Source organism: Butyrivibrio sp. FC2001 (assembly GCF_000424125.1).
GTDB lineage: Bacteria > Bacillota > Clostridia > Lachnospirales > Lachnospiraceae > Butyrivibrio.
Genome location: NZ_KE384133.1, coordinates 128,375 through 151,504 on the forward strand (window position 1 = coordinate 128,375; position 23,130 = coordinate 151,504).

The window sequence follows — 23,130 nt, forward strand, 5'->3', positions numbered from 1 at the left end:
TCCTCATTAAAAATCTTCATATATACCTGCGAGACGCAGTTTAAAATCATTCTTTAAAGGATTGCTTGTCCTTTTAAGCGAACCCGATACATGCTCCATTGTGCTGTTTTCATCTTCTTCAAAGACAAACAATGGGTTAAGCTGTATTTCGCCGTCCTTATAACCAATTACCTCAGTAATCTCCATTGTCTTTCTGGAGTGATCTCTTAATCTTGATAAATGAATTATTATGTCTATAGCTGATGCTATCTGCTGTCTTACAGCCTGAAGCGGAAGGCCTTCAGCTCCCTGAAGAACCATGGTCTCTAATCTCGACAGCATATCCTTTGTTGAGTTGGCGTGACCTGTAGACAGCGAACCATCATGACCTGTATTCATGGCCTGAAGCATATCAAGCGCCTCAGCGCCTCGAACCTCACCGACTATAATTCTCTCAGGACGCATACGAAGGGAAGATTTGATCAAATCCCTTATAGAAATCTGTCCAACACCAGTCGAATTGGAATTTCTTGTTTCCAGACTTACAAGGTTATCAACACCTGTTATCTGAAGCTCTGCTGAATCCTCGATAGTAATAATTCTTTCGCCCTTAGGAATATAATTGGACAAAGCATTCAAAAATGTTGTCTTACCTGATCCCGTTCCTCCGCAGATAAATATGTTGTACTTTGCATGTATAAGCTTCTCTAAAATATTGGCTATGTCCTGAGTGATAGATCCGAACTTGATCAATTGCTCTATAGTCATAGGTGTTTTAGAGAACTTTCGGATGGTGACAATAGCTCCGGTTCTCGAGATTGGAGGAAGAACCACGTTTACACGGGATCCGTCAGGAAGTCTTGTATCAACAATAGGATTAGCCTGATTGACCTCTCTTCCTGCCATACCAACAATCTTTTGTACAATATCCTCAAGACGTCTCTCATTCTCAAAGGTCTGATTCAGCTTTTGCAGCTTTCCGGATTTCTCGATAAAAATATCATCAGGACCATTTATCATAACTTCAGTGATGGCATCATCAGCCATGATCGTATCAAGAATTCCAAATCCTCTGATTGAGGAATAAATCTGCTGGACTATCAGTGCCTTTTGTTCCAGCGGAATATAAATATCTTCAACCTGTTTTTCGATGAGATTTTCAACTGCTTCTTCCAGCTCCGCATCTGTCATTCCGTTCAGATTAAAGTTGTTATATACGTAAAGTTTTGTTTCCTTTACGAAATCCAGCATTTCTTCATTAGTCATTTTTTAACCTCTAATTGTAATTAAATTCGCAGAATTCTATTACGCTCCAACCTATTTCTTCCGGTTCTACCACAAAACCGCAGCCTTTACTGTTGAGGGTTCTTGCTTCTCTGAAATATGGCTCTACTACCCATCTGCCATTAACATCTATATATCCCCACAGACCGCCTTCAGAAACCGCAGCAAGTCCACAACTAAAGGAACATGCATCTTCGTATTGGGGCTTTATGATATAGTTACCATTCCTGTCTATAAATCCCCATTTTCCATCAACCTTTACTGCAGCGTAGGATTCTTTCTTCTCTTCTGAATCCTCTTCCTCGCCTGTATTTTCCACAAAGCCTTTTACATCTTCATACTTTGCATCTGTTACAGGATTAAGCTCTTCGTTAAGCATCACATATCCGCTTCCTGTGTCAGCAAAAATTCTTTTATCAAAAACGGCACCACCTGCTGTATTTACGTAGAATCCCTCGTAGCCTTCAGTAATCTTTGTTCCATCAGGAGTGATCAGATACCATTTACCCTGGTCTTCCACAGCTGCTACACCATTGGCAAATCCATATCCGTCTTCATAAGGACCAAGCACCTGCTTTCCATCTGACGCTGTGTAATAAAAGAGCTTTCCATTTGTGTAGACAGGAATAATATCTTCATACATTCTTCCAAGTCTCTTTACGTCAACGTCCTTCGGGTAATTGAACCTTCTGTTGCCTTCGAGATCAATAAAATAGCTTTCACCAAATTCATCAGTAACAGCTACAAATTCGCCATTACAGGCATCCATATCAACGTAGGGATTTTTCAGTACTTCTTTGCCGTTTTCATCAATCAGACTCCATTTATCATTTTCATAAACCGTTGCATATCCGGATGCAAAATCTGAGATTTCCTCAAATCGATGTGGCTCAATCCTGTACTCATATCTGATACTTGCGATTATGTTCTCTATGTCTTCAGACTTTATGTGTCGCTTCTTCACAATCTCGTATTGTTTAAAGCATCCGCTATAATCCTGGATATCCTTATAATGACTGATCAGATATTCGTAGCCTGCCGGTTCATTCGGATACTTATCAGTAATCTTTTTGCATAAGTTCTCTATCTTATAAGTATCGCCTTCTTCCAAAAGCATCTCCGCTGTCTCGCAATAAAGACTCAGCGACTCATCCATTTTTAATGCTTCCTGATATTTCTCATAAGATGTTGCGTATATCTTCCCATCTCTGAAATTCCTTGCCTCAGTAACATAATCAGAATATGTAAGTGATTTTTCCTGCGCTGCATCAACACGACCATAGATACTTCCTACAAGAAGAACTCCCATGAGTATTGGTGCCAGCTTCTTATAATCATCTAAACCCTTCATTTTCATTACTACTCCTATAATCCTGTTAAAAAGATTCCTAAATATGTTCCTACAGCAAGGAATGGTGCAAATGCCATGGAATCCTTTCTTTCCTTCTTCTTAGTAATGAGATAATAAATAGCAGCAAAAAAGGCAGCTATAAGTGAAAGCATTCCGGAAGCAGCAAGTCCATCAATCCCCTGACACAATGCCATAAGCATCATGAGCTTAAGGTCGCCCATTCCAACGCTTCCCTTCATGAAGAGGAGGCACAGAACGACGATTATCACAACTGCAAGGATGCCCACACCATCAGAGATGAGGATTGAGAGCACATCCATTTTGAAAAGGAATATCTCCCAGATAAGCATCAGTGCCCTGAAGATAAGTCCGACCTTGATGAGATCATTGGGTATGAGGTTGTACTTTCTGTCAGTTACTGCTGCCACCTCGATAATGCCGATAAGGCCAAGTCTCTTTATATGCTCAGCAACCGGTGTATCTTTATAGACATATACCAGCACCAGAGATAACAGGATGTTCAGAACTGCGGTGATTATTCCGAAGGTGATCTGTTGTTTTTTGTTGAAGGTTTTATCTTCGACAGGTGATTTTTCGGTGTTATCTTCGGTGTCATTTTCACCGGATAACAACTTTTTATATACTTTATTTAGTTCACTTTTTACTAAAAAAGTGCAAAAAATACTCCACACAGTGGCAAAAACTGCCGCTGCGGCCATTCTAATAACCATATTTATTCGTTCCTTCCCCGGAATTTAAAGCCTATACTCGAAGAACTCGTCGGCTAATGTTACTGTGTCGAAGTCCTTAAGAGGTGTAGGACACTGGCTCTGAATCTGCTCACCATTTACATAGGTGTGGTTAAGGGAGTTGTTATCGATGATGAAGTACTCATCGCCTCTCTTAACTATGTCTGCGTGGCTTCTGCTGATTGCAGAGTTATCATTTACGAAGTAGTCAACATAGGACTGCTCTTTTCCGATTCTGAAAATATCCTTGCTGATATCTATCTTCTGGTTTGTCCTCTTTCTGATGAGATAGGGTCTTCTCATTTTCTCCATGGTGTTGTAGCCCTCTGCGAGAACGCTTGTCTCTCCTGCCTTGTTCATTGAGCCACCAAGAACTGTAGTCTCGGGGCCTCTGGAAAGAACTGTGTTCATTGAAGGTGTCGTATTATTATCACCATGTCCAAAGCCAAGCTGCTGTGAGTATGCAGACTTAGCAAGGTTCATTACAGGCTGTGATACATAAGTGGGCTGAACCTGGGGCTGCATCTGAGGCTGAACCTGAGGTTCAGGTCTGCTCTGCATCACAGGCTGAGGACTGCTCTGCATATACTGCGGCATTCCACCCTGCATCTGAGGCTGCGAATTAAGCATTCCTGCATAAGCTGAAGCATCCTGTCTGATAGCTGCTCCTGCGGGCTTTGGCGGAAGTGGAAGACTTCCCTTCTCCTGCACACCGGGGATAACAATTCCCTCAGGTGTGACAACATCCTTGGACTTCTTCTTGGATGCCTTGGACTTTGCTGCCTTCTTTTCCTTCTTGGCAGCCGCGTTTTCATCTGTATCATCCTTTTTCTTCTTTGAACCAAAAAGTGAGAAAATATTTTTCTTCTCTGTATGAACAGGAACTGTACCCTGAATTCCCTCAGGCATTCCCGGTACTGCAAAGGGCTGGCTTACTACAGCGCTCTGAGGCTTTGCATTTGCAGGCTGTGCATAAGCAGGCTGCGCGTATGCAGGCTGTGCGTAAGATGGCTGCGCATATGTGGGCTGTGCCTGGAACTGCTGCCCTGTCACCCCACCTGCGTAGGAAGGTCTGCTATTTCCTGTGAAAGCAGCTCCCATGCTGCCCTGCATATTCATGGACGCAGCACTCTGAAGACTTTGTCCCTGAGGAGCAGTCTCCATTACAGGAGCAGGATCTGCATTTCTCTTAACAACCGGCTTTCCAAGAAGTGTATCGATATATTCCTTAAGCTCAGCCGGTGCGAAGCCGCCGGGTCTGTTCAGGAAGTTGATGAGCTCTGCCACATACTCGCCATCATTTTTCTCAAACTCTGTCTCTGTGATAAGACTCTTTACAAGTGTAGTCAGATCAAGCTCCTTGTTTTCCTTAAGAAGTGGACAGTAGAGCATCTCAACATCAAGTGTTCCGACATTTACATATATCTCACTCTTATCGGTGATAAGCTGATTTTTATCCATCATGTAATCTGTAAGGATATCAACTGCACCTACGATATTTCTTACAACTGTGAGGAATCTCTTTTTATCAACCCTTCCCATGAAAAACTGCTTGAGGGATATCTTGGAGGATACGTTATATCTGAGAGCCCTCTTGTCGTTCATTCTGGAATATGCAAGGCTTGCAAGTCCCTTGATATGGTTGTTCCTGAGCATTCCGATAGCCACTGTATCAAGTGCTTCGTTTTCCTCTATCTCACAAACTCTATATGTTTCAAAACCTTCAGTCTCTGTTTTAAATGTAATCATACCTTTTCACCTCATTCGTCATGCTAACTGCTGGAACACGCCAAGCTCTGATACTCTTTCGGATACTCCCTTTTCTGTAAGTCCCTCGAACTTCGGAGCGGCTCCCATTATTACAAAACGATCTTCATCGGACTCTGACGGATTTAAGTTTCCGTTGTAGAACACTCTTGCCTTAGGTCTGAATCTCGCATCCTTCTCAGCATCCCAGATTCCGATAACCGTGCTGATCTGATCAAGCTTTAATTCACTCAGCTTGCTGCCGTCTGATACCAGAACGATGTAGTCTGAGTAATCGCAGATGGCATAGCCTGACTTGTTGCAGGTGATGGAGTCATCCATGATAACGTAGTCATATTCGCCAAAGGAGCAGATCTCTTCAATGAGAGTTTTCTTGTCTGTGTCTGTGAGCTCTTCCATATCAAAAATGGTCTTGCACTGATTGAAAAAATAAACTCCTGTCTCGTCTCTCTGAACGATGTTCTCAAGTCTGCTGATGATGTTACTCTTCTTACTCTTGAGCATGTAGATAACATCGCTGAAGCTGCTCTCACTCTCTGATCCGAAGAAAAGTGATGTTGCGGGATTTTTCTCGAAGGTGATATAAAGTACCTTCTTACCGTTTCTTGCATAGAATCTTGAAAGGGCTGTCGCCACTGTTGTGGTTCCACTTCCACCGCTGGCTCCTGCTACCAATATTACCTTGCAGGCGTTGCCCATTACGTTCTTCTTGATGTAGTTTGTGTTGTCCTGATCGATACAGAAGCTGACTATCTTTTTGAAAAGTATCTCATGCTTCTGATACTTGCAGATGGCTGATACGCCTTCCACCTTATCGATGTCCGCCTGTGATACCAGGTACATTGCATGCTGGCCATTGGGTATATCCTCAACAGGAATGATTCCCTCGCCGTACAGCACCATATCAAATCTGGCTGTCACATTTCTGTTTTCAAATGCCTCCAGTGAACTGAATGAGTACAGATCCATGTTGTCCGCATATTTCTCACTGAAAACTCTTGCGATTCTCTGTAGATATAAATTGTCCTTATCTACAATTGCTACCTTAAATCTCATATAGTCCCTCCAAACTTTTCCTACTGTGCATAATTCACATTTGAAATTGCTGTGTATACAATATCCTGTTCAACTACAAAAACCACTGAGGCAGGATTTTTGTTTATATTAAAATTCATACCGGACGCAATGTTCCTTTGCTCCACAGGTCTCGCCTCTTCGGGCTGTATCTGCGGCGCTGGCTGTGGTACCATCTGCCCTGACAGTGAGCTCCAGGTGATGACCGGAGATACCTTGTCAAAATTCTCCGTCTGGTGAATTCCATCTCTCTCGGTATCAGCTCTCAGCTTTGCAACGGCTCTTCCCGCGCCCATTCCCGTAAGGACTCTGAGCGAGTTCCTGATGTTCAGCTTATGCCACAGGATCACTGACAGAACCATCAGCATTACTGCCATCGCAAGCAGTATCATCGATAGCTGATTGTATCTGTTTATTGTTTCTATAAGTGTTTTTGCATCTGTCATGCATTACTCCCCTGCTGATGATTTATAGGCTCTCTCTACGGCGCCCTTCGCCTTTTCTATTCCATCCGTAAGCTCCGCTATAAGCCCTGTGACTCTCTCGCTCTTTGCATCCTCACGGACAAGGATTTTTTCATTAAGAGCAGTCTCTATGAGCTTTATCTGCCCTGTCATATCCTCCTTCGCAACTCCCGCCTTGACGAAGTCAATTGAGTGGGTGTTGATCTGACCTACCATTTCCTTGTATATCATCAGTGCTGTGGTGGTGTTATCTATCTCTGCTATATCTCCCTCTGTTATGAACTTAAGGTCATCCCAATATCCGAGATAATCGGCTTTGAGATCTCCTGTTTTATTGACTCTTCCAAGCTCTGAATAGTACTCAGCGATTTTTCCAAGTCTCTCTGCACGCACCACTTTATTTTCATCGAGGTTCTCAGAGCCTGCTGCCGCTCCCAGCCATTTAACTGCCATGGCCTTGTTGCCGTCCTCATTGTAGTCGTAGTAATAAGCAAGTCCTATGTTGTAGGCGACCTCCTCATAGCCTGCCTTGTTTTCCATAAGAACATCTTCGAAGGTCCTTTTGTCATCATAGGGTGTGATAAGTATCGTCCTAAGCTCCTGGTCCTCCTCGGGTGAAAAGTTATCATCCGCCAGATACACACTGTTTATCAGCTTCAGATAAGCATCCGGCTCAGAAGGATTAAGTGTTATGGCCTCCTGATAGGTTGCGGCCTGCTTAGGTGCGCCGTCCGTTCCCTCAGCCTCCACGATCATTTTCTTGTAGGAATTCTTTTCAAGATCCTTCGCCTTTACGCTGGTGTAAACAGAACTGCCTGCACAGAAAATTGACAGGCAAGCGCACATCCCAAATGAAAAAACCTTTCGCGCTTCCTTTTTCCTGTAAACAGTATCCAGCTCCTTGTAATGCTCTAAGTCGTAGAGCACTTCAGCACAGGAGGAATATCTCTCATCGGGATTGTTCCTCAGGCACTTTGCAATGATCTTTTCAAGGCCTCGTGACAGCTGCGGATTAATATCCCTTATGGGAAAGAATTCGAAGGGCGGCTGACATGGATTCCTGCCTGTCACCAAATGATAAAGTGTTGCTCCCAGACAGTAGATATCCGTTCTTGCATCAGTCTGCCCATATCCTCCAAACTGCTCAGGTGCCGCATATCCTCTGGTTCCCAGATATGTGGTATCCGATACGTTCTGTTCCTTGAAGGTTCTGGCTGTTCCAAAATCAATAAGTGTTATTGTTCCGTCCGGACGAAGCATGATGTTGTCCGGCTTTAAGTCCCTGTATATGATGGCGGGCTTTCTGGTATGAAGGTATCCCAGTACATCACACAGCTGCTTTGCCCACTCTATTACATATTCCTGGGAGAGCACGCCGTAGATTTCAAGCGCCTTTCCCAATGTGTTTCCCTCTATATAATCCATTACGATGAGAATGCTGTCTTCTTCATCGATAATGTCCACGATACTTGGAAGATAAGGATGAGAGAGGCTCTTTAGCATCTCTGTTTCCACTATCAGACTCTGTCGTACCACCTGATAATTGGAAACACCGTTTTTTCTTACTTCCTTGATAGCCCACTGCTTACCTGCCCTCTCGTTGAGTGCAAGATAAACGGTGCTCATTCCTCCCTGGCCTATCTTATGTAGAATTCTGTATTTTCCATCTACAAGACTTCCAACTCCAACCATTTCTAAGTTATCCCTCTCATGCCGCTTTACAATTTATGAGGACAACAGTGATGTTATCTGTTTCCCCTCTCTGCTTGACGAGACTTATCATCTTATCAGCGCTTGCGTTAAGGCTGCTGTTTTCCCTTGAAATAGTAAGCAGCTCCTCCCTGTCAAGCTCTCTCCAAAGTCCGTCTGAGCAAAGGATGTATGACACATCATCATCTATCTCGCCTGTAATAAAATCAGGTCTTACCTCTTCCGATGCCCCAATGCACTGAAGAAGTACACTCTTGTGATTGCTGGTCTTCGCCTCTTCCTCAGAGAGCTGACCTCTGTCAATCTGATGCTGTACCAGGCTGTGGTCATGGGTCAGGAGTTTTATCCCTTTTTCCGAAGTCTCATATATTCTGCTGTCTCCGATCCACATGGCTATATATCTGTTATCTATGATCAGCTGTGAAACGTTTGTCGTCCCCAGCATTATTCCTCTGCTGGAACCATACCCGGCGATTTCCCTGTTCATATCCGATACGATATTGCTCCAGCTGTACTGAACATTGGCCCATATCCTGTTCTCGTCCTCGCCGTTATCCAGCTGGGTTGTCACTGCCTTCTGGGATAATATTTCCGGCAGCTCCTCGTAGAACCATTTCTCCATCCTTCTGACAAATACCGTACTTGCCATCTCTCCGCAGGAGAGACCTCCCATTCCGTCGCAGATGACCGCGAGACTTATCCGTCTTCCGTCCACCATTCTTGCGACCTTCAGAAGGCATGAATCCTGGTTGAGGTCCTTCGTGGTTCCCGTATCTGTTCTAACACCTGTAAAAATGTTCATGCTCTACCTGTCTTTACTTAAAGATTTTTTTTTTTTCAGGAACTCAAAGAGTGCGTAGCCGCCCACAACTGCTGCGGTTGAGCCTCCGGCGACAGGAACTACCGGGATGTGCTTGTTCCTCGGGATTGCTTCCTTTTCCTCGCCTTCCTGGTCTCTGTTAGCGCCAAGGACTTCTGCCTCTTCCTCAGAGTTCTTAACTGCAGTTGCATTAAGTGAAACGATGACATTGTCAAACTTCATTGCACTTTCGTTTCCTGCAACATCGGTTGATACAATTCTGATATTGCGGCTCTTATCCAGTGCATCCAGAACTATCTGCTCTGTAAATCCATCGTTTTTAAGCTGCTCCTCGGAATACTCAGCCAGAACCTTGTCATTCTCATAGACTGTGGCTCCTGTCACGCCCATGTTATCCGTTACATTGAAGGATATCGGATGACTTTCTTCCTCGTAGATTCCGTTATCTTCAAGTCCTGATACCGCAATTCCGGGTTCAGTACCGTCTACCGCAAACTCGATCTCCTTGTCCTTTACCACGTTGTCCTGCTCGTTTGTGGCCTTATCCTTGGAGGAGATAACAACTGAGTAGTTACCGTCCTTCTCAAAATTTGCAGGCTTCAATGTGTAAGTAAATGAGTTCCAGGATTTCTCATTTTCATTTTCGGATACTGTGTAATCCTTTCCTGATCTGAGCTCCTTTACATCACCGTCTCGTCCCACGCTGACATTTTTCCACTCCAGCTCATCGATGTTGACCTCTGTTATGGAAATCTCAGGTGCTTCGTTTGTGTAGTAATTTTCTATAACCTTTTCAGTATTATCATCGATGTAATAGACAGATCCGAATCTGTTCACGGAGAACATGATCTCATCATTTGTCTCATTACCTGCAAGGTCTCTTACCTTGGCTGTGATGACATATACATCGTCGTACTTTTTCTCATGAGGAAAATCGGCTATCTGTACTCTGTAGCCATCATCAACTTTTGTGAGTGATGCTGAAGCTGAGATATCTCCGTTATTCTTTCCTACTGCTGTAACACCGGAATTGTTGGTGTCAACATTCTTATCCATGTAAGTGATGATCGGTGCAACCTCGCCATTGTTAGCCGACTTATCTTCAACTCCGGTAATCGTAACCTCCGGCATTGTTGTGTCGATAATGAAGGTCTTGGTTGAAACCTTTTCAGATTCATTGCCTGCAAGGTCCTTACAGGTAACCTCAAAGCCGTATTTTCCATCAGCTGCAAATGATATGTTGGCCTTGTGATTGGTGTCTCCGCCGGAGAATGCTCCCACCTCGGGAAGTGCATCACACTCCTCACCTTCAATAGGTTTCACCTGAACCGCCTTATCATCAAAGGAAATATCCTCGATATCGATAGTGGCTGTTCTAGCCTTGTTGTAATAGAATTCGTTTTCCGCAGCATTGTTATCAAAATCGATCTTGATCTTAGGCTCAGTTCTGTCGATGATAAACTCTTCAGATTCAAAGGTGTCCGATAAATTTCCCGCTTTATCTGCACATGAGAAGCTGAATTTATATTTTCCGTCCTGACTAAAATCAAGTGTTGCTGTGTGCTCACCCTCAGATCCTGACCATCCGCTAAGAGAGGGAGCATTTCCCAGAGCATCAATATTGAGTTCTACACTGCCTTCATCAAAGGACAGATCCTCGACCTTAATGGTTGCTACTCGTGCAGCCTTGTAATAGTGCTCATTTACCGCTTCGTTATTATCAAAGCTTACTGTAACCTTGGGCTCTGTCTTATCAATGATGAATTTTCCTGCATCTGCTGTAGCATTGTATCCGCACTTATCAGTTGCTGTAGCAGTTACTGAGTATTTACCCTCTTCGGTGATATTGTAGGTAGCAACGTATTTTTCACCATCTGTCTCAAAATCCGAAAGAGAAAGGTGATGGCTCTTATCACCGCCCTTTAAATCCTCTCCGGATATCTCTACCGAAATACCGTTGTCTGCAATGTTTGCTTCTTTTACTGTAACTACCACTGAAACATCGCTGTTTGTATAGTTCTCGGTATCAGCATCCGCGCTGACTTTTCCTGATGAGGACACGTACTTGATATCGATCTTGGGCTTGGAAGAATCGATTACGACCTTTCTGGTTGAAGCACTCTTCTCCTTGTCGTCCGCAGGAGTAATGTTCTTAACCTTATCAGTTGCCTCTATGTAGTACTCGTAACGTCCGTCATCCTTGAACTCGAGCTTATAGACATTGGTCTCGCCGCCGCTGCCCTTCTTCTTTGAGAAGGAAGGCTTTAATCCGTCTCCTACAGCACGTACCTCTGCATTGTCAAAGTTCTTATCCGTGATTCCAATCTGGTTGGAGAATGCATTTTTGAAATACATTGTTCCATCCGGATCCATGAAAACTGCATCTCCCAGATATGCTTCATCAATCCTGGGTGAGAGTGAATCAATTTCGTAGCTTACGTCATCATTTTTTGTATCGGGAAGCAGATCATAAGTATTTCCTGCCCGGTCCTCGAGAACAACACTGGTTATTACGAAGGTATGCTCTGAATACTTGCTTTCCTCGAAAACAATCGCTTTACCGGCCTTGACTGTGCCATCTTTATTGACCTCACCCTCCATGGGTTCCGGAATCTCGGCTCCATCAACTGAGTATTTACAGAGCATTTTCACAATTCCCGATCCCGAATCCTCTGCATCAGCTGAAGTAACATTTACAGCAAACTTGTCATCCTTGGTAACTACCTGACCCTGTGCTGCTGTAATGCTATATGTATAGCTTGTGTTTTCACCGTTTGTTTCTTTTTCAACGTTCGTTATATCTACAAAATACTTATCAGTATTACCGAAGAAGTTCGCCTTAAAGGTTCCCTTAGGAGCTGTGTTATCAATGCGAATCGGAATATCTATTTTCTTCTTATCCCACTCATCAAAACGGTAATAGCTGAATGTATATAATTTATCCTGATCCTTTGTGGCATCGAATTTATATGTTAAAACATATTCGTTTTTGACATTGCTTATTGTGTCAGGAGCCTTGGTTGCAGGCTCTACCACATCACAGCCATAGCTTAATGAATAATCAGGATCAACCTTTCCATAGGTATGGAACTTTACAGTAACAACAAGAGTTCCATCGTTATATTTGTTATATGAATACCAGGCTCCCTGATAATCATCATTATTTTCGTCTCCATCCTGTCTGTAGAAACTCCATGCTCCGGCAGAAAGCGTATAATTCGTCTTCTGCTCGCTTAAGTTTTCTACATATATTGTCTTTTTTATATCAAATACCGAAGAACCGGGATTTTTGTTATCCCACGCCTCGATGCGGTCAATGTAGTATTCGCCGTCCGAAGGAAAATGGAAATCATATTGACCATTGTCACCTGTTATCACCTGGTCATAGCTTTCCTGTTTTCCGTCCTGTGTCAGCTTGCTGGCAAAAAGCTTTACTTCCTTTACACCTGAAGCATATTCTGTCTCATCGACTACATTTAAGCCTTTCATCTTCTGGGTGTCTTTAACATTTGCTGACAGGCAGAAGGCTCCATCTATGAGATAGCTCTTTCCATCCTTTGAAGCGACTATGTTATTGCCCTTGAAAAGATCTGAAGAAACACTGATGTCCGGAATCTTGGTATCATCCTGACATACAACGCTGTAATAGTATGGATACTCCACTATTTCTTCATTCAGATCTCCATTCTCCCCAATTGTGATTTTTTTCTCAGACAGGATTATTGTTATATTATGGTTGCCCTGAGCCAGATCAAACACATACTTGTGGGTATTATCGTTTGTCTGCTCTTCCGTACTTTGAGGTTCAACCTTTATCCCCTTGGTTGACTCTATCGAAACATAGAATTCCTTGCCCTTGCGAATGATCATCTTGCCATTATCCGGAACAAGTTCCTCTCCGTCATAGTAGAAAGTGATCTTATCCTGCGAAGAAGTATCCTCAACCGATAACGGTGCAGATGCTGCTTTCTTATCGGGTGTCTCGGCTTCACCGCCTTCGTCTGAAGGCTCCTCGTTCTCAGCATTTCCGCCGCTTTCTTCCATATCAGCTCCTGCATCCTCACCGATAACCTGAAAGTCAGCGGTGATTATTTCAGATCTTTCCGAAACTGCACTAACTCCTGTTATCTTTGTGTTTGCAACAATTAGAAAAAGCACTAATGTTAATGCAATCCTGCTATTTATTTTTTTCATCCCCAAATGACTCCTCAATAATGTGTGAATCCTGCATCTACCGCAAAATTCCTTAGTTTCCCCCAAACGATTATTTATTTATAAGCTTGTAAATAGTAAACATCTCTCTTTTGGTCGTTCCATTTCGTTTGTCTAAATATGTGACTCGTATGTATGTTGTGGAACGCTGTTCATGAATCTCTGTACTTCTGATCTTTTGCTGCGTAGGAGCATCATATCTCTTTGTCTTCTCATAACTGGGACCACCCTCATCTGTTGTGGACAGTGTTATCTTCTTGCCGTTTTTCACCTCAGTCCACACAGTTCCCTTTGGAAGGATTGACCAGCTATCAGTTGTACTGTTATCTCTGTATCCTACTGTGTTATATCCCACTTCAATTTTCTGGATCTTAAAGCCCTTATTCATCTTGAATTTGAGCTTGCCGGAGCTCTTTGTTGTGTATGCTCCATCCTTACTGGAATACAGATTGGTTTCTTTTCCCTTATATCTGCTATTTGCACTGACATAGAATCTTTTTCCCGCAAAGGTCGCTTCCTTTATCGCATAGCCGTCTTCCCTTGCAACCACCTTGATGGTCCTGGTTGTTATAACGTTGCCGTCATGATCCAGGGCATCGTAGGAAAACTTGTATGTACCGGCCTTTTTGGTATAGAAGTTTATGCTGTATTTTCCATAAGCATGATACTTATTGGTCTTCTCTGCCTTTGCAATAGTTTCTGCGGAATACTCCTGCTTATTTCCAAAAATATCTTTGCAATACTTTTTTCCATCTGTTCCGCTGACGAAGCTGTCAGACTCTGAATAATTATCCTCAAGCTTCTCAGTAACCTTGAGCTTCAAGGCTTTTTTGTTGGTTTTGAAATTACCAAATCTCGCTACGTCGTAGGGCGTATAGATTGTTATGATATTTCCTGCGCCATAATAACCTGTTGTTATGGTCTTTGCTTTTAACTGATCAGCCACATAAGCATTGGCTGCGTGATCAGCGGTATCCTTTGCGACACATGAATCATTTGTATCGCTGTTGTAAAAAACATTCCCTTTATATTGATCACTCCAGTTCACTGTTGAATAAGCCTTAGCATTAAATGAACCTGTAAGTGTAATAGTTATTGCAGCTGAAAGCAGCACTGCTTTTTTCATTATTCCTGTCATGTTCATACTCGTATCTCACCTTCCATGTATCATTTGATGTGTCTGTTGATAGAAAGCTGTTTCCGCCCTGTTGTCTTGGTTTTCTTGTCATAGTAAGTAACGCGGATATATGTCGTCGAGCCCTGACCATGGTTCTCATCAGAATAGATGTCGTATCCTCCCGGTGCCTTTGTATTTGCTTTTCTCTCATAGCTGTCAAAATATGGATACGCATCCTCTTTATTAAGCCTTATCTTCTTGCCGTTCTTAATTGTCCTCCATGCAACATCAGCAAACTTATTACTCCATTTATCCTCTGTGCTGCCGTTGCTTCGTTCTACATGCTGATAGCCAACCTCGATCTTTTTGATTTTGTAGCCCTTGTTCATGGTTATTCTTACTTTGCCGGACTTCTTTGTGTTATATAAGCCCTTGCCTTCGTACAGGTCATTCCTTAGTCCCTTCTGTTTTCCGGCATTGCTCACATAGAAACGCTTACCTGCAAAGGTTGCTTCCTTAATGGGATCATTGTCCTCTTTAGCTACAATCTTTACGGTTTTTGTCGTAATTACATTTCCGTTGTGATCCAAAACATCGTAAGAAAATTCATATTTTCCGGCTTTTTTTGCGTAAAGTCTTATCTTGTAGCTTCCGTGTGCCTTATATTTATTTGTCTTTAATATTTCCTGTTCTGTGGAAGCGTTGTACTGTTTCCTGTTTCCGTAAATATCCTTGTAATATCTTTTTCCATCAGTTCCGATGATCCAGCAGGAACTTGTGTCGGCATTATCAAGACCGTAATTACTCTCATGCTTGTACATCAGCTTAGTCTTGAGCTTGCCATTGTTGGTTCTGAAATTTGCAAATTTTGCAACATCCAGTGTTGTGTAAAGAGTCAGCACGTTGTAATAGGACTTCGTCTCTATCTCGCAGACCGCCTCCTCCTTACCTATATATGTATCAGCGTAACCATCTCTAATCATTGTTGTTACGGACTCATTGGTATCACTATCCGTGTAAGTGTAGGTTCCGTTGGGATTTCTGGTTTCTTCTACGTATGCTTTGACATACCCCATGGGGCAATTTACCGAAACTGCTGCTGATAATGACAGCGCGAATGCAGACAGAAGAATAACTCTTCTGGGATTGACGTGTGCTCTCTTCATACCACTCCTCCAAAATTTAAGAATATTTCAATTGAAGGAGGGATTACGTAACAAACGTAATAAACAAGATAGGAAAAAATATTCACAATGAAATAAAAAATGACTGCAAAATCAGCGGACAAATCCGTCGCTTTGCAGTCAAACCATCTTAAATAATTCCCCAAGATTTACAACTTTGCGTCCATACATCACTGTATGTTTGCCCCAAATGATTTCCCCTTAAACATTGAATAATGCTATGTTCCCTCATGCGATTATTCAATAGTCAATAATCATCCTTCAATTGTAAGTCCCCTCACAAAAAAGAATTATACATGAAAATTACAAAATTGCAATAAATATTTTTAATAATTGTAACTTTTTGTAATTTTTTATCATTCAGTTTTTTATTGTTTTTCTGTAAATTTCTCTTTCCATCATATTATCCACATCAGCATCAATTTCACTGTATGTATTCAAAAGGTTCTCCAAAAAGGCGGAAAAATCCCGCCTTCTTCATATTATTTATTTATAAGCTTGTTTATCTTGAATGTTTCACGCTCTGTTGTCTTATTCTTCTTATCATAGTAAGTTACACGAATATATGTTGTAGCATACTGCTTCATTCTTTCAGAGGTTCTGATTCTATAGCCCTCAGGTGCAGCCTTTTTCTTATCTTTGTCGTATGAGCTTCCACCTGCATCAATGGTATTAAGTCTTATCTTTTTACCATTATTAACCTCGCTCCACTCAATAGCCTTTGAAACAATTGCCCAGTCATCAACTGTACTTGTTTCCTTGTATGCTACCGGAACATGACCAACCTCAATCTTTCTCAATTTGAAGCCTTTGTTCATTGTAATCTGGAGCTTTCCTGATTTCTTCTTTGTATAATTTCCATCCTTTACTGAAGAATAGAGATCCTCAGTTGCGCCATTTAGCCTGCTGTTTCCACTGACGTAAAATCTTTTACCTGCAAAGCTGGCTTCCTTAATCGGATCGCCGTCCTCCTTGGCAATTACCTTGATTGTTTTAGTGATTATCACATTGCCATTAGAATCAAGCGCATCATAAGAAAACTTGTACTTTCCGGGTTTCTTAGTATAGAATCTGATACAATACTCGCCATAAGCATGATACTTGTTTGTCTTCTCTGCCTCTGCTACAACCGCATCGCTATATTCCTGCTTATTGCCAAAAACATTCTTGCAATACTTTTTCCCATCAGTACCATTTACATAGATTTTTGATTTTTCGTAATTGCTCTCTTTTTTCTCGATGACCTTTACTTTCAGTTCACCCTTATCAGTTCTAAAGTTACCGTATTTCGCAACATCATAGGTTGTATAGAGATCTATGTTGTTTAATTCATCATAGGATTTTGTCGTGATCGTCTTTGCAGTTATATCCGAGTTAATATAAGCATTTGACAAATGATCCTCTTTGTTTTTAGAAATGCAGGAATCATTTGTATCTGTGTTGGTGATTGTGTAGGTCTCATCCTGATTAGCCGTTGTCTGCACGTATGCCTTTGCATTAAGTGAATATGCAGGTGTAATAGTTGAAATTCCTGCAAGAAGTGCCATGGACAGAAGAATTCCTCTTCTCTGAATCTGTGTTTTCTTCATACCGTTCCTCCATATAATTAAAGATTGTTACAACTGAAGGAATGCGGGGAAAAAAATTAGCTACAAAATCATCGGACAAATCCGTAACTTTGCAGCCATTTCATCTTTAATAATTCCTTAAGATTTAAAACTTTGCAAATATACAAAAAGCATATCTGCTCCCAAATGATTTCCCCTTAAAACATTGAATAATGCTCTAGTCCCCACGCGATTATTCAACAGTCAATTATCATTCTTCAATTGTAAGGTCCCTCACAAGAAGAAATTATACAGTATATTTTTAAAAAATCAACCATTTATTTCAACATTTGTAATTATTTTGTAATTTTTATAAAAAAGAGATATTTTAAAACAATAAGAAAGCTGCCCTTTCAGGCAGCTGTATAAAACGGGAGGAGGCTTTCTGGCTCATCGCCAGAAAGCACATATGCAAAAAAGAAAAAGGTTATTTTTCTCTGGCACACATATTTATTTATGGCGATTCAACCATCGATGTGAATGTTGCTGTGGCACTTTGTGCATTCAACATCATCCTTAAGAACATCTATTGTTATATATTTATGGCAGTGCGGGCACGTGATCTCCATCATCTGTGTCTTAACTTTTCTGGCTGCCTCTGCTGTCATATGTCCATTGAGGCCTGCTCCTGCGATCACTGCAACTGCTGCAAGTACGAATGCTATTCTCTTAACTGCACTTCCTTTTTTCATATCTGTTACCCCTCTGCGATGTTTATCTTTCTTACATTGTCATATTATCAGGATATGTATCACAGTTTTATCACATGATTTCAAGTGGTTATTTGTATCTTATGAAATCATATTAACAGGGTCTGTCCAACAAAAGTCCAACACACTAATTTTATTTCATTCTACACTGATAATTTTTTCAAATTCCTCGGCAACTACAGGTTTTCCATAGAAAGATCCCTGCAATTCATTTACTCCGAGGCCCTGCATATTGGATGACTGCTCCTCGTTTTCGATGCCGACAGCAGTTACTGATATTCCAAGATTTTCAGCAAGAGCAAGGATAGTTTTTACCAGCTGCTTGGCTCTGTTGTCCTTTACGGATGTGGTGACAAGCGATCTTGAAAGCTTGATTCCGTTTATTCCACAATCCTGAACAAATGAGAGATTGATATCATCTCCGCCAAAGTCGTTAAGAGAAAGGCGATAGCCATCCTCATGAAGCTTTATCATAGCAAGCTTTGCAGAATTGGATGCGCCCATTATTACAGCATTTGTCACATCAAGTGTCAGCATAGAAGGCCGGAAATTGTAGGTTTCCATTGTTTCCTGCAGCATATTTTCAAACTGCAGATTTATAAGCTGCAGCGGTGACATGTTGATAGTAAGTGAAATTGATTTTCCGTATTTTTTATTCCACTCAGCAATCTGGCTGACAGAGGATTTAACGATCCACTCTCCCAGTTTTCCCATAAATCCGCTCTTCTCAGCGGCATCAATAATATCTATAGGCGAAACGTCCTCGAGCCCTCTATTGAAGTGCACGAAGACCTCCGCGCCAATTATCTCCTTCTTCCTGACATCTACCTGAGGCTGGTAGAACAGGACGAAATCTCTGTCTGTCTTGGCCGTGCGCAGTCTTCTGTCTATCGCAGCCTGTGTGGATATGATCTTGGTAAGTCCCGAATTAAAGAATCTGTAGCTGTCCTTCTCTCCGCTATGCTTAACAAAGCACATTGCCGTGTCAGCATATCTAAGAAGCTCATCCATAGATGATGAATCCTGCGGATATACTGAGATTCCGATGCTTGCAGACAGATTAAACACATAGGAACTAAACTGGATAGGCTTTATAAACAGCTCTCTTATGTGCTCAGCAATAGGGTCAAGATCTTCGAGCTCAGCGTCAGCCTTCAGAATGATAAGGAATTCATCTCCGCCCATTCTGAAGCTTACATACTCATCAGGGAGCTCTCTCATTCTGTTTCCAAGCTCCTCAAGAACCCTGTCTCCCATCTCATGTCCATAGGTGTCATTGACAGGCTTGAAGTGATTCAGATTTATTACAAAAAACAGATACTTTTTCCCGGATATGTAGGTCTTTTCCTGTAATTCCTTGAGGTAATTGCCTGCATACCAGCGGTTATAAAGTCCTGTAAGAAGATCAGTAGAAGAAAGTAACTCAAGCTTTTTATTAGCCTCTATTAAATTCCTGGTCTGATCGTCGATTTTTTCCTCGAGCATTGCATTCTGCCTTTTTTCATGCTCAAGCAGCTCATCGCCCAGGTTATCGGCCTTCAGGATATAGGTCATTATCATGTAGGCCATCACCACGATAATAATGTAGGATGCCTCTGATCGTGACAAATATCCAATAATAAAAAGTATGGCAACCACAATAACACCTATCACCGATGCTATCAGTCGCACTCTGGTGGCCCTTGTTGCATAAGACCAGCCCGTGAATTCGAAGCTATATTTTCTTGTGGCCTGTATGGTAACTCCTGCTGACATGAATATCAAAAGAGCCATGTAAATGAGATCTGCAAAGTAATCATCCGGGAATCCACCTATTGCCTGTGTGAAAATATACTGGATATCCATTATTTCATAGATGAACATGGCCGCAGTGATGACCAGAGTTCCCCGGCGGACATTGCTGTTACCAACCATGTGGAAGGTCTGCAGACACATCATGATTACATAGAATGCAGAGAATATCAGAAGAAGTAATATGAGCTCCTTCAAATTATGAATAGTCCCTACCTTCTGGCAGAAGAATTTGTATATGAATACAAATCCGATTATGGACACAGTAAAACAATTGGCAAAAAGATGCGATAAATCGCGCCTTCTGCCACACAGCTTATATATCAGGAAGGTTGTCTCATTTAGCATAAAGAAAAAACTGGGCGTAAGATAGACTATTCCGATTACTTCAGAATATGCGCTCAGGTCTATCACATAATGATTCAGAAATCTGAATATATAGTAAATATCTATAGCAAGGAATCCTATTCCCATGAATGCAGTGGAGTACTTATGCGGCCCCAGATCCTTCAAATTGGACATCAAAACAAGGAACACCATAAACGTAGCTATCGGTGCACCTGCCTCGATCCCCAGCTTATTGTCAACCAGGGTAAATACCGCTGTAAGCAGATAGAAGAATCCTGCTATAAATATAAGAGTTTTCTTCGTTTTGCTCAGTTCCATAACCCAAAATGTGCCTGTTTTATTTCATTTATTTTTGTATGCCAGGTGGTTATTCAAGCTTTTTCATTATAACAACAGGCACTCCCTCTACTTATCATGTTAACATATACAAATTCACGAAATGATAATCTTTTTATAAACTTATGATTAATTATTTTGGGGGAATTGTTGAGATTTGGGGAAATCTTGATCATTTGGGGCTTTGGCCTGTTTTTTTGTGTTTCTCTGCGGTGTATGTGGCGGCTGGTGGTGTGGATTGTTCCTCTGCGGGGTGTATGTGGCGGCTGGTGGTGTGGATTGTTTCTTTGCGGGGTGTATGTGGCAGCTGGTGGTGTGGATTGTTTCTCTGCGGGGTGTATGTGGCGGCTGGAGGTACGTCTATCCGCGAACTAGTTATTATTCTGGATGAATTTTTGTTTGTCTTATGGTTTTGACTTGATTTTTGTGTTCCTCTGCGGGTGTGGGTTGCGGCTTGTAGTACGTCTATACGCGAACTAGTTATTATTCTGGATGAATTTTTGTTTGTCTTATGGTTTTGACTTGATTTTTGTGTTCCTCTGCGGGAGATGCGTGGCGGCTGGTGATACGTCTATCCGCGAACTAGTTATTATTCTGGATGAACGAGTGTCGGTGTACTTTTTGGGCGTTCGCCCGGTGGGGTGAATTTCCTGCCTTCAGACGTAACACATCATTCAGTTTTTCTCCTGCCTTTACGCCTGTGATCCAATTTGTTCGCGGATAGACGTAACTCATTACTGCCCTTTTTCTCCGCGAGGTAACCGGCAAGAACTATTCCGGGCTTATTGACTGAACTCATCTTTAATTATTCTTTCCGCAGGGTAACCGATGAGAGCCATCCCTGGCCCACTGACTCAACTCATCTCTACACACTCTTCATTCCGTTCATCCTATCTTGATATTTGTTCACGCATAGACGCAACACCTCCCTGAAGAGCTTTCCCGCGAGGTAACCGATATAAGCCATTACTACCTTACTGACTCAACTCATCTTTGCACACTCTTCATCCCATTCATCCTACTCCTATATTTGTTCGCGAATAGACGTAACGCCCTCACTAAGGCCATTTCCGCGAAGCAACAACTATTAAAAACACTTTAAAGCATAAAAAACCACCGCCCGGATTTATCCGATGAGGTGGCTTCTACTATTTTTATTCAGCAATACTATTATCTATTACTGAGCATCTGTGAAAGATGAGATAACAGCGCCCTTATATGTCTCCTCGATGTAAGCCTTAACCTCATCTGACTGAAGAGCGGCTACGAGAGCCTTGATCTTGTCAGAATCCTGAGAACCGTCCTTAACTACAAGGAAGTTTGTTCTCTTAATAGTTGTCTCATCATCGAACTCCTCGATATCCAGTGCAGGGTGTGACTCAGGAAGGCCAGCTTCAAGAGCATAGTTACCATTGATTGTTGCTGCATCAAGATCAGGAAGTGATAAAGGAAGTGAAGCAGCCTCGAGAGGTGTGATCACATAGCCGTGAGGGTTAGCCTCTGTATCCTTTGAAAGTGTATCTTCTGTATAGTTGTCATCTGTGCCGTAGTCACCCTTTGAAGTAAGAAGACCCTTCTGAACAAGAAGATCGATTCCACGCTCAGCGTTATCGGGATCGTTAGGGATACCGATTGAAGCGCCGTCCGGAAGCTCCTCAAGTGATGTGTACTTCTCTGAGTAGATGCCCATGGGCTCGATGTGAACACCAGCTACTGCTGTAAGGTGAAGACCTGCGTCCTCGTTCTGCTGGTTCATGTAACCAAGTGTCTGGAAATAGTTAGCGTCAAGCTCGCCCTCTTCAAGTGATGTGTTGGGAAGAACGTAGTCGTTAAATACTACAGTCTCAAGCTCCCAGCCGCTCTTTGCAAGAACTTCCTTAACAATGTTGTCAAGGATCTCTGCGTGAGGAACAGGTGTAGCACCAACAGTGATCTTGTTGTCTCCATCTGCAGGAGCAACGATCTCGCCTGCTGCTTCCTCAGTACCTTCAGCATCAGTAGCTTCCTCTGTGCTCTCAGTCTCTGTTGCTTCTTCAGTACTCTCAGCTTCTGTTGCTTCTTCTGTGCTCTCTGCCTCAGCAGCCTCTTCTGTGCTCTCTGCCTCAGCAGCCTCAGTTGAAGCTGCATCGCTTGCAGAATCAGCAGCACCGTTAGAACCGCATCCTGTAAGTGCTCCGAATGTCAGAACTGTTGAAAGAATAATGCTTGTTAAAACTTTCTTTTTCATAAATCATGTCCTCCTCTGATTAAGCCTATTTGTGGAAACCATCTCAACATAACCCAGATGTTTTGCCGTGTCTCCGTAAGGCGTTTTTCAATATGTGTATGATATACCACTTTTATTATATTAGCAATTAAAAAAGACGCTTTTTCGCATAAGAAAAACTTATAGCCTGCGAAATTACGCCTATTTTGGGGTTGTAGGTATAGCTCGCGGGAACACTCTCCCGGTGGGCGCTGCGTCTATCCGCGAACAAATTAGATCACCAGCGTAAAGACTAGAAATAGCTTGCATAGACTTGCCAGAAGGTTGTGTAAGCAACTATTTCTGCATATTTCTGTCGTTTAGTTGTTCCGATTATTTGCTCGGACAACTATTTCAGCTTATTTCCGCCGTTTAGTTGTTC

16 protein-coding genes and 1 riboswitch are annotated in these 23,130 nt (G+C 42.2%); of the genes, 1 reads left to right on the forward strand and 15 read right to left on the reverse strand.

Annotated elements, in window-relative coordinates; all coding sequences use genetic code 11:
• Nucleotides 1–6 precede the first annotated feature (6 nt).
• The 14 genes from G601_RS0118260 to G601_RS0118330 all read right to left on the reverse strand — a co-directional run bounded on the left by G601_RS0118260 (nucleotide 7) and on the right by G601_RS0118330 (nucleotide 20,485).
• Nucleotides 7–1,245, reverse strand: coding sequence for a CpaF family protein (locus G601_RS0118260; protein ID WP_026666185.1), 1,239 nt, complete (start codon nucleotides 1,243–1,245; stop codon nucleotides 7–9).
• Nucleotides 1,246–1,255: 10 nt separating this feature from the next.
• Entirely contained in the window at nucleotides 1,256–2,614 is a 1,359-nt protein-coding gene (locus G601_RS0118265) for a WG repeat-containing protein (protein WP_196808922.1), read from the reverse strand.
• A 14-nt stretch (nucleotides 2,615–2,628) separates the two neighbouring features.
• The gene (locus G601_RS0118270; RefSeq protein ID WP_026666187.1) at nucleotides 2,629–3,345 is read right to left on the reverse strand and encodes a prepilin peptidase; all 717 of its coding nucleotides are present in this window, start codon (nucleotides 3,343–3,345) and stop codon (nucleotides 2,629–2,631) included.
• Between the two features lie 24 nt (nucleotides 3,346–3,369).
• Nucleotides 3,370–5,112, reverse strand: coding sequence for a DUF6382 domain-containing protein (locus G601_RS25420; RefSeq protein WP_051206029.1), 1,743 nt, complete (start codon nucleotides 5,110–5,112; stop codon nucleotides 3,370–3,372).
• 18 nt (nucleotides 5,113–5,130) lie between these two features.
• Nucleotides 5,131–6,186, reverse strand: a complete 1,056-nt coding sequence (locus G601_RS0118280) for an AAA family ATPase (RefSeq protein ID WP_026666188.1) — start codon at nucleotides 6,184–6,186, stop codon at nucleotides 5,131–5,133.
• A gap of 20 nt (nucleotides 6,187–6,206) precedes the next feature.
• On the reverse strand, nucleotides 6,207–6,650 hold the full coding sequence (locus G601_RS0118285; protein ID WP_026666189.1) for a hypothetical protein: 444 nt from the start codon (nucleotides 6,648–6,650) through the stop codon (nucleotides 6,207–6,209).
• Between the two features lie 3 nt (nucleotides 6,651–6,653).
• Nucleotides 6,654–8,360 carry a serine/threonine protein kinase gene (locus tag G601_RS0118290; RefSeq protein WP_026666190.1) on the reverse strand — a complete coding sequence of 569 codons (1,707 nt, stop codon included), beginning with the start codon at nucleotides 8,358–8,360 and terminating at the stop codon, nucleotides 6,654–6,656.
• Nucleotides 8,361–8,376: 16 nt separating this feature from the next.
• Nucleotides 8,377–9,180 (reverse strand): PP2C family protein-serine/threonine phosphatase, encoded by an 804-nt coding sequence (locus G601_RS0118295; RefSeq protein ID WP_026666191.1) that lies wholly within the window; start codon nucleotides 9,178–9,180, stop codon nucleotides 8,377–8,379.
• A gap of 3 nt (nucleotides 9,181–9,183) precedes the next feature.
• Complete coding sequence (locus tag G601_RS0118300) at nucleotides 9,184–13,392, reverse strand: Ig-like domain-containing protein (RefSeq protein ID WP_026666192.1); 4,209 nt, start codon at nucleotides 13,390–13,392, stop codon at nucleotides 9,184–9,186.
• 70 nt (nucleotides 13,393–13,462) lie between these two features.
• On the reverse strand, nucleotides 13,463–14,554 hold the full coding sequence (locus G601_RS0118305) for a hypothetical protein (protein WP_026666193.1): 1,092 nt from the start codon (nucleotides 14,552–14,554) through the stop codon (nucleotides 13,463–13,465).
• A gap of 23 nt (nucleotides 14,555–14,577) precedes the next feature.
• The gene (locus tag G601_RS0118310) at nucleotides 14,578–15,693 is read right to left on the reverse strand and encodes a hypothetical protein (protein WP_026666194.1); all 1,116 of its coding nucleotides are present in this window, start codon (nucleotides 15,691–15,693) and stop codon (nucleotides 14,578–14,580) included.
• A gap of 130 nt (nucleotides 15,694–15,823) precedes the next feature.
• Nucleotides 15,824–15,907, reverse strand: a riboswitch (cyclic di-GMP riboswitch).
• Between the two features lie 286 nt (nucleotides 15,908–16,193).
• On the reverse strand, nucleotides 16,194–17,300 hold the full coding sequence (locus tag G601_RS0118320; protein ID WP_026666195.1) for a hypothetical protein: 1,107 nt from the start codon (nucleotides 17,298–17,300) through the stop codon (nucleotides 16,194–16,196).
• Nucleotides 17,301–17,782: 482 nt separating this feature from the next.
• Nucleotides 17,783–18,010 carry a hypothetical protein gene (locus G601_RS0118325; protein WP_026493201.1) on the reverse strand — a complete coding sequence of 76 codons (228 nt, stop codon included), beginning with the start codon at nucleotides 18,008–18,010 and terminating at the stop codon, nucleotides 17,783–17,785.
• 156 nt (nucleotides 18,011–18,166) lie between these two features.
• Entirely contained in the window at nucleotides 18,167–20,485 is a 2,319-nt protein-coding gene (locus tag G601_RS0118330; protein WP_026666196.1) for a putative bifunctional diguanylate cyclase/phosphodiesterase, read from the reverse strand.
• A gap of 143 nt (nucleotides 20,486–20,628) precedes the next feature.
• On the opposite strand from G601_RS0118330, the gene G601_RS26670 reads away from it, so the two are divergent.
• Nucleotides 20,629–20,919 (forward strand): hypothetical protein, encoded by a 291-nt coding sequence (locus G601_RS26670; RefSeq protein ID WP_207638068.1) that lies wholly within the window; start codon nucleotides 20,629–20,631, stop codon nucleotides 20,917–20,919.
• Between the two features lie 761 nt (nucleotides 20,920–21,680).
• Here the strand turns inward: G601_RS26670 and G601_RS0118335 are convergent.
• Nucleotides 21,681–22,730, reverse strand: a complete 1,050-nt coding sequence (locus tag G601_RS0118335) for a MetQ/NlpA family ABC transporter substrate-binding protein (RefSeq protein WP_026666197.1) — start codon at nucleotides 22,728–22,730, stop codon at nucleotides 21,681–21,683.
• Between the last annotated feature and the right edge of the window lie 400 nt (nucleotides 22,731–23,130).

Bases quoted from the DNA above. Each gene is read 5' to 3' on its own strand.
- G601_RS0118300 (WP_026666192.1), bottom strand. From the start codon at position 13,392: ATGAAAAAAATAAATAGCAGGATTGCATTAACATTAGTGCTTTTTCTA.
- G601_RS25420 (WP_051206029.1), bottom strand. From the start codon at position 5,112: ATGATTACATTTAAAACAGAGACTGAAGGTTTTGAAACATATAGAGTT.
- G601_RS0118305 (WP_026666193.1), bottom strand. From the start codon at position 14,554: ATGAACATGACAGGAATAATGAAAAAAGCAGTGCTGCTTTCAGCTGCA.
- G601_RS0118330 (WP_026666196.1), bottom strand. From the start codon at position 20,485: ATGGAACTGAGCAAAACGAAGAAAACTCTTATATTTATAGCAGGATTC.
- G601_RS26670 (WP_207638068.1), top strand. From the start codon at position 20,629: ATGATTAATTATTTTGGGGGAATTGTTGAGATTTGGGGAAATCTTGAT.
- G601_RS0118325 (WP_026493201.1), bottom strand. From the start codon at position 18,010: ATGAAAAAAGGAAGTGCAGTTAAGAGAATAGCATTCGTACTTGCAGCA.
- G601_RS0118270 (WP_026666187.1), bottom strand. From the start codon at position 3,345: ATGGTTATTAGAATGGCCGCAGCGGCAGTTTTTGCCACTGTGTGGAGT.
- G601_RS0118285 (WP_026666189.1), bottom strand. From the start codon at position 6,650: ATGACAGATGCAAAAACACTTATAGAAACAATAAACAGATACAATCAG.
- G601_RS0118320 (WP_026666195.1), bottom strand. From the start codon at position 17,300: ATGAAGAAAACACAGATTCAGAGAAGAGGAATTCTTCTGTCCATGGCA.
- G601_RS0118265 (WP_196808922.1), bottom strand. From the start codon at position 2,614: ATGAAGGGTTTAGATGATTATAAGAAGCTGGCACCAATACTCATGGGA.
- G601_RS0118310 (WP_026666194.1), bottom strand. From the start codon at position 15,693: ATGAAGAGAGCACACGTCAATCCCAGAAGAGTTATTCTTCTGTCTGCA.
- G601_RS0118260 (WP_026666185.1), bottom strand. From the start codon at position 1,245: ATGACTAATGAAGAAATGCTGGATTTCGTAAAGGAAACAAAACTTTAC.
- G601_RS0118280 (WP_026666188.1), bottom strand. From the start codon at position 6,186: ATGAGATTTAAGGTAGCAATTGTAGATAAGGACAATTTATATCTACAG.
- G601_RS0118295 (WP_026666191.1), bottom strand. From the start codon at position 9,180: ATGAACATTTTTACAGGTGTTAGAACAGATACGGGAACCACGAAGGAC.
- G601_RS0118290 (WP_026666190.1), bottom strand. From the start codon at position 8,360: ATGGTTGGAGTTGGAAGTCTTGTAGATGGAAAATACAGAATTCTACAT.
- G601_RS0118335 (WP_026666197.1), bottom strand. From the start codon at position 22,730: ATGAAAAAGAAAGTTTTAACAAGCATTATTCTTTCAACAGTTCTGACA.